This window comes from Streptomyces sp. NPDC046977, from assembly GCF_040644455.1.
Classification (GTDB): domain Bacteria; phylum Actinomycetota; class Actinomycetes; order Streptomycetales; family Streptomycetaceae; genus Actinacidiphila.
Window position 1 is genome coordinate 40,463 of sequence record NZ_JBEYWO010000032.1, and the last position, 12,678, is coordinate 53,140.

Below are 12,678 nucleotides of genomic sequence, written 5' to 3' on the forward strand. Positions count from 1 at the left end.
ACGTCCGGCCCGTTTCGGTGACATGCCGTGACCACGGCGGCAGAGCGGCGAAGGCCCAGAGTCGCTCCGCCCAGTTGCCACAACGCCGGGGGCGCGGCTCATTGGCCCGAGCCCGTTCTGGGGGCGTGCCGCAGATTGGCCGGCGGCCCGGGCGTGGGCGTTCCTCGGATGAGGGCGGCCTTGCCTCGGACGCCGGGTCACCTGCCTGCCGGCGTCGGTTCGGGGCGAGGGTCCCGGCCGGTGGCAGGCGTGGTGGGGTCGCGCGCGCGGCCAGGCCGTAGGACATGGCAGTCCTCGCGTCGGGTGGCGGTGTCGGGACCGGCTGCGCGGCCGTCGGGGTGGGCGTTCGGGCGTGGGGCCTGGCCGACGGTCAGGCACTCTGCGACTTCGCGTCGAGTGTCGGGAACGCGCGGGGGTTCTGGCGCCAGGCCCCTGTGCGGCGGCCAAGGTGCGGCCGGACGACGCGATGCGCGACGTGGCCGCTCCTTGCGTCGGGGTGGGCTCGCCCGGGTGCCGGTCGGGCGCTCGCCGGGCGGGGTCCTGGCTGACGGTCAGGACCCGTACGGCGACGTACGGCGACCAGCCGGTGGCAGGCGTGGTGGGGTCGCGGTGGCCCACGTGGCCGGGCAGGCCCTATGTGGCGGCCAAAGCGCGGCCGGGCAACGGCATGTGGGCGGCATCGCCCCGGGCGTCGGGTTACGCGCTTGCCGGGGTCGGTTCGGGGCGGGGGTCCTGGCCCGCCGTGGCGGGGGCGCGGCGGAGGAGGGTGACGCGGGTCCACAGGACGGTGGCCTTGAGGGCGGAGCCGACGGCCAGGCCCCATGCGGCGCCCGGGACCCCGGCCAGGGCGTAGCCGGAGATCATGAACGCGATGGAGGCGAGGGAGAAGACGACCTGGATGGGCAGGGTCGCCCGCGGCTGGAGGACGCGCAGCGTGAGCAGGGCGCTGGTGCCGGCCGCGATGGCCGCGTACTGGGTGCCGGTGGCGGCCAGCAGGCCTTCCGCGGCCTGCCAGGTCGCGCCGAGGAGCTGGCGGCCGAAGCGGTCGGGCAGGGCTGTCAGCACGCCCGTCCACGCGGCGGCGACGGCGGCCAGGATCCCGGCGAGCACGGCGGTGGCGCGGACCTGGCCGCGCATGCCGGGGACGCGGCCGAGCAGGGGCGGCCCGAAGGCGGTGGCGGAGTTGAAGAGCACGTTCATCGGCCCGAACAGGGTTGTCGTACCGCGCAGCGCACCGACCGCCAACGGGCTGGCGAACAGGCCGAGTCCGACGACCGCGAGCTGGCTGGAGGCGTTGCCGACCCCGTACTCCACCACGAAGCGGCGCCCGAGGTGCCCCTTGCGCAGGAAGCGCCGCAGGTCCGTCGGGGCGCCGCGCAGCCGTGGCGCGAGCAGGGCGATGCCGGCGAGCAGGGCGGGCACCGCCGACAGCCCCCACACGGCCACCAGGCGGGCGGGCCCGGTGCCGTGGGGCTGGAGGGCGAGCGCGGGCAGGGCGACGGCGAGCCGCAGCACGTCGCCGACGAGGGCGAGGTGCGGCAGGCGCAGGGTGGAGAAGCAGTAGCGCAGCCCGTCCTGGGTGAGGACCAGGGGCAGCACCAGCCCGAGGACCGCGAGCGCCCGTGCCGTCGTGCCCGGGACGAGGGCGAGCACCGCCGCCATCGTGGCGCCGGCGACCGCCGAGGCGGCGGCGACGAAGCCGGCCGCGGAGCGGCAGGCGGCGCGGACCGCGGAGTCCTCGCCGCGTTCCAGCACCAGCGCCTGGCCGACGTAGGAGACGCTGATGCCGAGGAGCACGGAGAAGACGGCGTAGACCATCGAGAAGACCGAGAAGCCGGCCGCGCTGGACAGCCGGGCGGCGACCACGAGCACCAGGATGTTCGTGAGCGCGGCGACGCCCTGGTCGAGGACGGAGCAGACGATGGCGGCCTTGGCGCCGGGCGCCGGCCGCGCCGTCACCGGATCACCGTGCGCAGCGGAATGGTGTCGGTGGTCTTGTCCTCGGCCGGCAGGGCGGGAGCCGTGGAGCCTCCCGTTGTGGTGGGCGCGGTCGTGGCCGCGGTCGCGGCTGTCGCGGGGGTCTCCGTGCCCGTGCCGGCGGTCGCGGTGCGCGCCGCGGCGGCCTTGCGGGCGCGCCGGGCGTGCCGCCGCTTGGCCCACCGGCCGCCGCCCGGGGAGCTGTGCAGCACGGAGCCCAGCACGGTGCTGCCCGCGCCGCTGATCAGCTGCCGCACCCGGTCCAGGTCGGCGCGGTGCACGGCGTGCGGGTCGGCGACGACGAGGACGCCGTCGATGCGGTCGGCCAGCGCCAGGGCGTCCGCGTACGTCAGGACGGCGGGGGCCAGGACGACGACGGCGGACCCCGGCTCGTCGGCCTCCGCGAACAGCCGGCCGGCCGCGGCGGAGGTGAGCGCGCGGGCCACATTGCGTACGCGGCGCCCCGGCACGAGGTCGAAGGAGCCCGACTCGCCCGCGTCGACGGGCACTTGGATGCCGGCCGGCCAGCCGCCCTCGCTGAGCTGGGGGGAGCGGGCCCAGCCGGGCCGGGAGCCGTCGGCCGCGCGCAGCCGGGCCGACAGCCCGGGGGTGCGCAGATCGGCCTCGACCAGCAGGACGTCCATGCCCATCTCGGCGAAGGACGCGGCGAGGTTGACCGCCACCGCGGCGGCCGTCTCGCCGGTGCCGCGCGGGGCGACCACCAGCAGGCGCCGCCGGTCGGCGAAGCGCTGGTCGTAGGCGAGCCGGAAGGCGACGGAACGGTACTCCTCGGCGAGCCGGGGGTCGGCGTGGTCGACGGCGAGCAGCGGCCCGTTCCTGGTGCGCGGCAGCGTGCCCAGCACCGGGGCGCGCAGCGCCCGGACCACGTCGCCCTCGGAGCGCGCGGTCGGGTCGAAGACCAGCCGTACCCAGGCGGCGAGCAGTCCGACGGCGACGCCGACGAGCGCGCCGAGACCGAGCATCATCGGCAGCCCGGGGCCGGAGGGCGCGGACGGCGGGCTCGCGACGCGGTTCCAGCTGCCGGGGGTGGTGTCGAGCGACTGCAACTCGGTGATGCGGCTGCTGAGTTCGGAGATGCGGCCGACGAGCGTGGCCTGCACCGTGGTGGCCGCGTCGAGGGTGGGCCCCTCGCCGAGGTGCGCGATCTGGGCGTCGAGCTCCTTGCGCTGCTTGACGACCGGGTCCAGCTGCTTCTGCAGGCCGTGCACCGTGTTCTTGATGGTGTTCTCGGTGCTCTCCTTGCGCGCGTCCATGAACGCGGTGGCCAGGGCGTTGGCGCGGCGGGCCGACTCGTCCGCGTCGGTGTAGGTGTACGCGAAGCGCAGCACCACGGTGTTGGGCGGGTTGGTGACCTGGAGGTCGGACTGGAGCTCGGGGATCGCCCGGGAGGAGAGCCCGAGCTGCTGGGCGGCGCGCTTGGCGACCTCGTTGCTCATCGCGGTCTGCCGCTCCGAGCCGATGTTGATCGACTTGTCGGGCGAGGACGCCCCGGCGGCGAACGGGTCGGTGGTGGCCGCGCGCAGCACCACCTCGCTGGTGGCCACATAGCTGTCGCTGCCCGTCACCGCCAGGTAGCCGCCGCCCAGCAGGCCGAGCAGCACACCGGTCACGAGCAGCGCGCGGTAGCGGACGAGCTGCCGGAACTGGTCCCGGAGCAGGTCCGGTTCGTCCTGCGCCTCGGACATCTGCGAACCGTGCGGTTGATCGCTCACGTGCGTGGAACCCCCCATGCGTCCGACCCCACAGGATCGGCACCTCGCGTCGTCGTGTCCAGTGCCTCGGCGAGCAGTGCGCTCATCCGTGACAATCCCGCCTCGCGGCTGAGATGCGCCGTCACGTACGCCGGGCCGCGGGCGCCCAGTTCATCGGCGGCCTCCGGGTCCTGGGCCAGCGCCCTGACGGCCTTGAGGAACGCCTCCGGGTCCTCCGGTGCCACCAGCAGCCCGGCCTCGGAGCGCACCACCTCCTGCGCGGTGCCGCCCTCGGCGGCGACGGAGGCGACGACCGGACGCCCGGCGGCGAAGTACGAGGTCAGCTTGGAGGGGATGCTCATGTCCAGCACCGAGGCGCGCTGCGTGACCGCCAGCACGTCGGCGGCGGCCAGCACGTCGGGGAACTCCGCGTCCCCGGCGGGCGGGGCGAACTCCAGGTTCGGCACGTCCGCGGCCAGCAGCCGCAGCCGTTCGCGCTGGTTGCCGTCGCCCATGAGCACGATCAGCACCGACGGGTCCCGGCGGGCGGCCTCCACCAGCACGTCCAGGCCCTGTTTGAGGCCCATGTTGCCGGAGTGCAGCACGACCGTCCGCTCCCGGGTCCAGCCCAGCCGGGCCCGGGTCTCCTCGCGCGGGCGCGAAGGACGGGCCACGTGCGACCAGTTGGGCACCAGGCGGATCCGGCCGCGGTCGACGCCCATCGCGGCGACCTTGTCGACGAAGGTCTCGTGGATGACGCCGACCAGGGTGGCCCGCTTCAGCGCGTACGCCTCCGCCGCGCCCGCGACGGCCGCCGCCCGGTCCCCGCCGCGGATCCCGCTCTGCGCCGCCGCCGCGCCCATGAGGTCCTGCACCACGGGTATGTACGGCACCTGGTGCCGGGCCGCGACCCGGGCGCCGATCACACCGCCCGCCAGGCTCGGCATCTGCGCCACCACCGCGTCGGGGCGGATCCGCGGCGCCGCCACCAGCCCGTGCGCCAGCACCGATGCCTCGAACAGGGCGCGCCGCAGCGCGGTCTGACGGGGCGGCACCGTGTGCCGGCGCCGGTGCACGGTGACGCCGGCACGCCGCTCCTCGGCGCGCCAGACACCCCGGTAGGCGGGGTCGAGCCGCCACGACGGGTAGTGCGGCATCCCGGCGAGCACGTGGACCTCGGCCCCGCCGCCGTCGGGCGCCGCCCAGTGCTCGGCGATCTGCGTGGCGTACGGGCCGATACCCGCGTGCTCGGGTGCGTAGTTGGTGGAGACCAGCAGCAGAGTGCGGCCCTGGAACTCGGGCACGAGACGGACCCCTTCCCCCCAGAAGTGACCAGTAGCTCACCTTAACCGTTCACCAGAGAAACATGCTGCCTTCACGCTAATGTCTGAGACTCCGCAACTCGCGAGAAGGTTGTGCTCCTGTGGGGGGATTGACACCATGTCGCACCGAGTGGGCTATGCGCCCGGGGTCTACGACCTCTTCCACGTCGGACATCTGAACATCCTGCGGCACGCCCGCAGTCAGTGCGACTACCTCGTCGCCGGGGTGGTCTCGGACGAGATGGCCGCCCTCGCCAAGGGCCGCACGCCGGTCGTCCCGCTCATCGAGCGCCTGGAGATCGTCCGCAGCGTCCGCTTCGTCGACGCCGCCTTCGTCGAGACCGTCCCCGACAAGCTGGAGACCTGGCAGCAGGTCCGCTTCGACGTCATCTTCAAGGGCGACGACTGGCGCGGCACCGACAAGGGGCTGCGGCTGGAACGGGACTTCGCCACCGTCGGGGTCGAGGTCGTCTACTTCCCGTACACCGTGCACACCTCCAGCACCCAGCTGCGCCGCGCGCTGGACGCGCTGGCCCCGTCCGCCGCGGGGGCCTCCGCGCAGTAAGCGGCGCGACCGGTCAGCCCAGCAGCCGTCGCCTGTCGGCGCGCAGGGTGGTCACCAGGGCGAAGCAGATCAGTGCCACACCGATGCGGCCCGAGGCCTGGAGCAGCGGGCCGCGCAGCAGGATGAAGGAGTACCCGGCGATCAGCGGGATGACGATCGCCATGACATTGCCGGGGCGGCGGTCGACGGAGGTCCGCCGGGCGTAGGCGCGGTCGCCGCGCGCCGAGAGGTAGCCGAGGCCGAGGAAGCCCGCGACGACGCCCCCGGCGCCGAAGTCGATCCACAACTCCGCCCACAGCGGGGAGGAGAGGTTGACGTTCTTCATGCCCATCCACTGGCCGATCATGACCCCGGTGTCGCGCGGTTTGCCCGGCCACACCGAGCGCGGGACGAAGAAGAACGCGGAGCCGGCGATCTGCCGGCCGTAGAAGTGGCCGGGCCCGCTGTCGGCGAAGGTGACGGTGTTGGCGAACATGCCCACCTGGTCGTAGTCCTTGACCGCCAGCGGCTCGAAGACCGACGTGGTCTCCACCGGCTTGTAGCCGCCGGCGTCGTAGCGGAAGCGGTCGGCGAAGGGGAAGACCACCAGGGCGCCGGCGACGCCGAGGGCCAGCGCCGCCCGGTACATCGCGGGACTTCTCGGGAAGGCGGTGAACAGAAAGGAGAACAGCACCGTCAGGAACCAGTAACGGGGGTTGGAGACGGGGTTGTTGACCACCGCATTCAGCAGCAGCAGGGCGCCCCACGTGGCGATGACCAGCGGCCGGCGCCGGGCCCGCCGGGAGGTCACCAGCCAGCGTGTGAAGATCAGCAGGGCCACCAGCGCCGGCACGGTGCCGAAGCCGCGCAGGAAGGCGGAGCCCACGTTGGACTCGGCGGAGGCGGCGCCGTCGGCGCGGATGGTGTCGGTGATCGCCTGCCGGCTGCTGAAGAACACCGCGGGACCGCCGAGTTTGACCACCAGCAGCGCGCTGCCGACGAAGGCGACCGCCGCCAGCAGGAACACCCGCCTGCGGTGGAAGGACGCCGAGCGCTCCCGCCGCCGGGCCCGCCGGACGGGGCGGTGCCGCGACAGCAGCGTGCCGACGTCGAACGCGGCGCACCCGACGAGCACCAGCGCGACCGCCACCAGCAGGTCCGCCCGGGTGCCGACCACCGGCGTCGGCGTCTGGTCCAGCACGTCCTGGGCGAGTGGGGCGACGCCCATCGCCACGTACACGAAGAGCCAGAACGAGCCCTGGATCAGCTTGCGATGGGCGGTCAGCGCCATCACCGCGAGGCGGATGCCCGCGTAGCAGGTCAACACCACCTGAAGCCAGAAGACGCTGTCCTTGACACCGGGCCCCGGCTGCACGGCGACCAGCGCGGGCAGGAACAGGGACAGCCCCAGGATCAGCGGCACCGCCAGCGCCCGGGACAGCAGCGCCCGCGGCGAGACGGCCGGGACCTCCACCTCCCCCGGCGGCAGGCCCCGCGGCCGGATTTCGTGCGTCTGAACTGCCATGCAACAGCCCCCCAACGATTCCCCTCCGGCAGTCTATAGATCCGGCTGCCCAGCAACCGTGTGCGCCGATAATCTGTGCGGACGATGCCGGGGAGGGCATCGGTGCGGGGGACACAGGGGGGTGCGCCGTGACGGCACGTGATCTGTCGGCCTTCACACTGGCCGGGTACGACAAGGGGCGGGGCAAGGCGGTCCAGGCCCTGTGGTTCGCCGTGATGAACACGGTCTTCGCCGCCTGGTTCTGCCCGGCACGGCTGCGGGTCGCCCTGCTGCGCGCCTTCGGCGCCACGATCGGCGAAGGCGTGCTCGTACGCCACCGGGTACGGGTGCTGTGGCCCTGGAAGCTGACGGTCGGCGACCGCAGCTGGATCGGCGAGGGCGCCTGGCTGCTCAACCTGGAGCCCATCACCATCGGCGCCGACGTCTGCGTCTCCCAGGAGGCGCTGCTGTGCACCGGCAGCCACGACCACCGCGCCGTCGACTTCCGCTACCGCAACGCGCCCATCACGGTGGAGGACGGCGCCTGGGTCGCGGCCCGCGCGATCGTGCTCGCCGGGGTCACCGTCGGCCGGCACGCGGTCGTCGCCGCAGGGACCGTGCTCGCCGGGGACCTCCCCGAGCTCACCCTGCACACGGCCGACGGCGCGCGCCCGCTCAAGGAGCCCCAGCCATGAAGGTGCTGCACGTCGTCACCCTGCACACGCCCACCAACGCCTTCGGCGGCCCCACCCGGGTCGCCCTCAACCTGGCGGGGGGCCTGCGCGGGCGCGGTGTCGACGCCGAACTCGTTACCCTGGGCGACGGGTTCCCGCCGGGGCGGCTGCCCGGCGCGGTGGAAGGCGTGCCCGCACGGGTCTTCCAGGCCCGGTACGTCCTGCCGCGCTTCGAGGTCTCGGGCATCACCTCGCCGTCGCTCCTGGCCGGCGCCCGGCGCCTGGTGCGCTCCGCCGACGTCGTCCACGTCCATCTCATGCGGGACCTGATCACCCTGCCGGTGGCGGTGGCGGCACTCCAATGCGGCCGCCCCCTGGTGCTGCAGACCCACGGCATGATCGACCCCAGTGACAAGCCGCTCGCCAAGGTGCTGGACGCGCTGGCCACCAAGCGGCTGCTGCGCCGCGCCGACGCCGTCCTGCACCTCACCGCGTGGGAGCGCGACGAGCTGGAGGCCGTCGCCGGTCCCGGCAGGCTGGCCCGCCCCGTACGGCTGCCCAACGGCACCGCGCTGCACCAGCCGCGGACGCGCAGCGGCCCGCCGACCGTGCTCTACCTGGCGCGCTTCCAGACCCGCAAGCGCCCGCGCGACTTCGCCGCCGCGATCCCCGCGGTGCTGGAGCGGCACCCCGGCGCCCGCTTCGTCCTGGCCGGCCCCGACTCGGGGGAACTGGCCGGCACCCTGGACGCCGTCCGCGCGCTGGGGGTGACGGACGCGGTGCGGCACGTCGGCCCGCTCAGCCACGCCGAGGCGCTGGAGGCCTTCCGCGCCGCCGACGTCTACGTCCTGCCCTCCGTGGACGAGCCGTTCGCGATGTCACTGCTGGAGTCGATGTCGGTGGGCACACCCGTCGTCGTACGGGAGTCCAACGGCCTCGCCCCCGACATCGAGCGGGCGGGCGCCGGACGGGTCGTGCACCGCCCCGAGGACGTCGCCGCGGCGGTACTGGGCCTGCTGGAGCCGGCGGCGAACCAGGCGGCCTCGCGGGCCGCCTGGCGCCTCATCCGGGACGAACTGTCGCTGGACGCCGTGCTCGACACCCTCCAGGAGGTGTACGAGCACGCTAGGAAGGCGCCCGCTCGCGGGTCTTCAGCCCGATCTGCCAGCGGTAGAAACTGAGCGCCAGCGCGTAGTCGAAGCCGGCGCGGCCGTCGAGGAAGCCCCGCCGGGCGACATAGGTGTAGCCGAAGAAGAGCAGCGGCTTGAACGGCACCTTCTGGAACAGCCGCCCCTGACGGGTCTTCAGCCCGCGCACCTGCTCCTTGGTGCCGGGGTGGTGCTCCAGCCACGCCTCCCAGTCGGAGTAGCGGTTGTGCCGGTCGAACCAGGTGCGCACCGGGTCCAGGTCGCGGTGCTCGATGCGCCCCCTGAGCTGCCCGACCGGGCCGTCCGCCGTCGGCTGGTAGTGGCCCTCCTGCTCGCCCATGCCGGGCGCCGCCAGGTCGTCGACCTCCGGGTAGCGGACCCGGGTGCGGTCCAGCAGCGAGCGCTTGACGACGGTGTGGCCGCGCCGCAGCGGGCGTCCGGCGAACCAGTACAGCAGCGGGATGTCGAAGGCGGCGGCCGTCACCGGACGGGAGAAGACCTCCCGCAGTTCGGCGAGCAGTTCCGGTGTCGGCACCTCGTCGCCGTCCAGGAACAGCAGCCAGGGCACGTCCGGGTGGACGTTCTCCAGGCACCACTGCTTCTTCTTCGGGTACCCGCCGTCCCAGGTGTACGGGACGACCTGCGCGCCGTGCGCCGCGGCGATCGCGCACGTGTCGTCCGTGCTGCCGGAGTCGACGACCACGACGGCCTCGACGTGGCCGGCGACCGCGTCGACGGTCGAGGCGATGTTCTCGGCCTCGTTCTTGGTCGGGATCGCCACCACCAGGGGCAGCCTGCTCACAAGTGCGGTCATCAGGCCTCCTTGGCCCACGCGAAGCAGCCGCGGGAGCCGAAGGTCCCGGCCGCGGCGGTGACGGTGACCCGGTGGGCGGTGCCGGACTTCGTCCCCACCGTCCAGGTGCAGTCCGCGGTGGGGGTCAGCGCGCGGTACGTGCCGGGCGTGATGACGCGGCCCGCCACCGCCTTGGCACCGACCCTGTACGCACCGTCGGCGAAGCCCGTCTCGGCGGCCGCGAGGACGGACTCCTGCTTCGGGCACAGATGGGTGACCGCGCCCTGGGCGCCGCCGATCTGGCCGGTGATGATGCCGCCGATGGCCGCGTCCTTGTCGATCGCGGCGACCGAGGCGATGCGGTCGCAGGTCTCCTGGCCGAGCTGGAGCACGGCGGCGGGGTCGGTGCCCTTGGGGACCCGACCGGTCAGATAGGCCTTCTCCTTCTTGGTGAAGGAGCCGGTGACCGGGGTCAGTTCGCCCTCGGGGACCTTGGGCCCGCTGGGCACGGCGTCCGAGGCCGGGTCCGCGGGCGCGGCAGGCGCGGTGGCGGTGTCCGTGGCGGGTGCGGACGGGGCGGCGGGAGCGGTCGCGGTCGCGGCGGGAGCCGGTGCGCCCTGCGCGGCCCGGTCGCCGGCGGAGGTGCCGGAACTGCCGGAGCCGCTCGAGCAGCCGGTGAGCAGCACCGCCGCCGCCGTCACGAGGACGGCGGCGGCGAGGCGGACCCGGCGGGGTGCGCGGGTCATCCGTTCTTCCCCAGGGTGTAGTGCCGGGCGATCTGCGCCGCCGACAGGGCGCTCGGGTAGATCGCGGTCTCGTCGAGGGAGCCCGCGAAGTAGTTGCTGGTGGGGCGGCTGGTCCAGCCCGACAGGTTGTCCCCGCCGACGTGCCAGTAGCCGGTGTAGTCGGTGCCCCCGGTGGTGAAGGAACTGGACGCCTGCAGCGCGCCGTCGACGTACAGCCGCATCCCCGTCGAGCCCTGCGTGGCGACGACGTGGTGCCACTGGCCGTCGTTGTAGGCCGCGGAGGTGGTGACGGTGCGGTTGCTGCCGCTGCGCACACCGAAGATCAGCCGGCCCGCGTTGGTCATGTAGACGTGCTTGTCGGTGGTGGCGCTGATCTCGGAGGTGCGGTCGCCGAAGCCGACGAGCTTCCCGCCGGAGGTGGTGGTCGTCCTGAACCAGGTCTCGATGCTGTACGCGGACGGGCGGCTGTGCTTGGCGTCGCTGTACGACCACTGCGTCGTGCCGTTGTAGGTGACGGCCGTGCTGGCCGAGCCGGTCAGCGCGCCCGGGCTGACGCCGCGGGTCGGGCCGCCGACGTGGTTGCCGCCGTCGTCCGCGGGGGAGTTGTCGGCGACGAAGGTGTTGGCCGTCTCGTTGTAGCGCCAGTACAGCGTGGCCCCGTCGGCGAGGACCTGCGTCGGGTACGCCTCGGGCACGGTCGCCGCGGTCACCGTCTGGGTCGGGGACTTGACGGTGGTGTTGGTGCCGTCGCTCGCCGTCACGCGGTAGGTGTACGTGGCGCCCGCGGTCACGTCGGTGTCGGTCCAGGTGAGCTGCGGGCGCACCCAGGGCAGCGACGAGGCCGTCGTGGTGTACACCGGGGTCGTGCCGCCGTTCTTGTACACGCGGTAGGTCAGCGAGCTGTCGTCCAGGTCCAGGCTGGTCTGGATGCGGACGTCGACCGAGCCCGGTGTCACGCTGGAGGCGTTGACGTTCGGCGTGGTCGGCACCCCGGTGTCGGGACCGGAGGAGAAGCGGGTCAGACCCTGCTGGGCGACGCCGTTGACGGTGGTGAACTCGCCGCCGACCCACAGGTAGTCGGTGCCGCCGGCGGAGGCCAGGCTCATGGCGCGCGGGCCGATGCCCTCGCCCAGGCCGTCGTTGGTGTCGGGGAACCACCCCAGCTTCGCCGGGTTGTCCACGCCTTGCGCGAGCAGGTGCTTGCGCCGCTGGTTGGGGTACTCACCCATGGTGCTGCAGTCGTGCGCGTGCGAGCCGCTGTACAGCACGTCCTTGTAGACCTCGACCGACTGGGTGGCGCCCAGGCAGGTGTCCCGCCAGCGCTGGTTGAGGTCGCTCAGGTTGATCGCGATGCGCCCGTCGAAGACGCCGCCGCCGGTGCCCTCGTTGCCGGTGTAGAAGCCGGTCGCGTCGGTGGCGATGTCCTTGACGACCGAGGTGGACGGGATGAAGGAGGAGCCGTAGCCCTTGACCACCGCGCCGCTGACGGCGTCGACCACGGCCAGCGCGTGCGAGGCCGTCCCGTTGACGCGGTCGAAGTCGCCGCCCAGGATCGCCCTGGTCCCGTCCGGGGTCAGCGTCAGCGCGCGGCCCGGCGCGTCGCCGTCGGCGGTGAAGGGGGTGACCGCGCCGGTCGTGCTCACGGCCGCGAAGTTGCTGCGCGCCTGGCCGCCGACGGAGGAGAAGTCGCCGCCCAGGTAGACGGTGTCGTCGCTGACGGCGAGGGCGCGCACGGTGGCGTTGACCGCGACCCCGAAGCCGGACTTCACGGTGCAGGTGGCGGTGTCGACGGCCGCCAGGCTGCTGACCGGCGTCCCGTTGACCGCGCCGAAGAAGCCGCCGGCGTACAGGGTGGTGCCGTCCGGCGAGACGGCCAGCGCGCGCACGGTCGCCGTCCCGGAGCCGACGGTGAACGACAGCTTGCAGCCCGTCGGTGCGCCGGTCGCCGCGTCGAAGGCGGCGAAGTTGACCGCCTCCTGCTCGCCCGCGCCGCCGGCCGCCTCCCCGGACGGCCGGATCGACGAGAAGGTGCCGCCCGCGAAGACCGTCCCGTTCGCCTCCGCCATCGCGAAGACGATGCCGTTGGTCTGCCAGGTCGGCAGCGCGTCGGCGGTGATCGACACCGGTGCGGTCAGCGCCCCGGCCGGCTGCGGTGCCACCGCGCCGGCCGCCAGCGAACCCGCCGCCACGGTCAAGGCGGCGGATATGGATCTGAGCTTTCTCATGTGCCCCCCAAGGCCCCCAGAACCCGGGCCTCC

10 protein-coding genes are annotated in these 12,678 nt (G+C 73.7%); 3 read left to right on the forward strand and 7 right to left on the reverse strand.

What is annotated here, in order from left to right; translation table 11 throughout:
* Positions 1-696: 696 nt before the first annotated feature.
* The 3 genes from ABZ883_RS34980 to ABZ883_RS34990 are packed head-to-tail and all read right to left on the reverse strand — an operon-like array spanning position 697 to position 4,963.
* The gene (locus tag ABZ883_RS34980) at positions 697-1,959 is read right to left on the reverse strand and encodes a hypothetical protein (protein ID WP_360913509.1); all 1,263 of its coding nucleotides are present in this window, start codon (positions 1,957-1,959) and stop codon (positions 697-699) included.
* Entirely contained in the window at positions 1,956-3,683 is a 1,728-nt protein-coding gene (locus tag ABZ883_RS34985) for a lipopolysaccharide biosynthesis protein (protein ID WP_360913511.1), read from the reverse strand. The genes ABZ883_RS34980 and ABZ883_RS34985 overlap by 4 nt, the downstream gene beginning before the upstream one ends.
* A 23-nt stretch (positions 3,684-3,706) precedes the next feature.
* Positions 3,707-4,963, reverse strand: a complete 1,257-nt coding sequence (locus ABZ883_RS34990) for a glycosyltransferase family 4 protein (protein WP_360913614.1) — start codon at positions 4,961-4,963, stop codon at positions 3,707-3,709.
* A 166-nt stretch (positions 4,964-5,129) separates the two neighbouring features.
* Here ABZ883_RS34990 and ABZ883_RS34995 point away from each other — a divergent pair, with 166 nt between their 5' ends.
* The gene (locus ABZ883_RS34995) at positions 5,130-5,576 is read left to right on the forward strand and encodes an adenylyltransferase/cytidyltransferase family protein (RefSeq protein WP_360913513.1); all 447 of its coding nucleotides are present in this window, start codon (positions 5,130-5,132) and stop codon (positions 5,574-5,576) included.
* Between the two features lie 13 nt (positions 5,577-5,589).
* Here ABZ883_RS34995 and ABZ883_RS35000 read toward each other — a convergent pair whose 3' ends face one another.
* Positions 5,590-7,080, reverse strand: coding sequence for a hypothetical protein (locus ABZ883_RS35000; protein ID WP_360913515.1), 1,491 nt, complete (start codon positions 7,078-7,080; stop codon positions 5,590-5,592).
* A gap of 128 nt (positions 7,081-7,208) precedes the next feature.
* On the opposite strand from ABZ883_RS35000, the gene ABZ883_RS35005 reads away from it, so the two are divergent.
* Together ABZ883_RS35005 and ABZ883_RS35010 are read left to right on the forward strand one after the other, a co-directional pair.
* On the forward strand, positions 7,209-7,754 hold the full coding sequence (locus ABZ883_RS35005) for a WcaF family extracellular polysaccharide biosynthesis acetyltransferase (RefSeq protein ID WP_360913517.1): 546 nt from the start codon (positions 7,209-7,211) through the stop codon (positions 7,752-7,754).
* The gene (locus ABZ883_RS35010; RefSeq protein WP_360913519.1) at positions 7,751-8,914 is read left to right on the forward strand and encodes a glycosyltransferase; all 1,164 of its coding nucleotides are present in this window, start codon (positions 7,751-7,753) and stop codon (positions 8,912-8,914) included. Before ABZ883_RS35005 ends, ABZ883_RS35010 begins: the two co-directional genes overlap by 4 nt.
* On the opposite strand, the gene ABZ883_RS35015 is transcribed toward ABZ883_RS35010, so the two are convergent.
* From ABZ883_RS35015 to ABZ883_RS35025, 3 genes are read right to left on the reverse strand one after another with little or no spacing between them, the layout of a single operon-like run.
* On the reverse strand, positions 8,859-9,695 hold the full coding sequence (locus ABZ883_RS35015) for a glycosyltransferase family 2 protein (protein ID WP_360913521.1): 837 nt from the start codon (positions 9,693-9,695) through the stop codon (positions 8,859-8,861). The two genes, ABZ883_RS35010 and ABZ883_RS35015, sit on opposite strands and share 56 nt — an antisense overlap.
* Complete coding sequence (locus ABZ883_RS35020; RefSeq protein ID WP_360913523.1) at positions 9,695-10,420, reverse strand: hypothetical protein; 726 nt, start codon at positions 10,418-10,420, stop codon at positions 9,695-9,697. Before ABZ883_RS35020 ends, ABZ883_RS35015 begins: the two co-directional genes overlap by 1 nt.
* On the reverse strand, positions 10,417-12,645 hold the full coding sequence (locus ABZ883_RS35025; RefSeq protein WP_360913525.1) for a LamG-like jellyroll fold domain-containing protein: 2,229 nt from the start codon (positions 12,643-12,645) through the stop codon (positions 10,417-10,419). The genes ABZ883_RS35020 and ABZ883_RS35025 overlap by 4 nt, the downstream gene beginning before the upstream one ends.
* Positions 12,646-12,678: the final 33 nt, after the last annotated feature.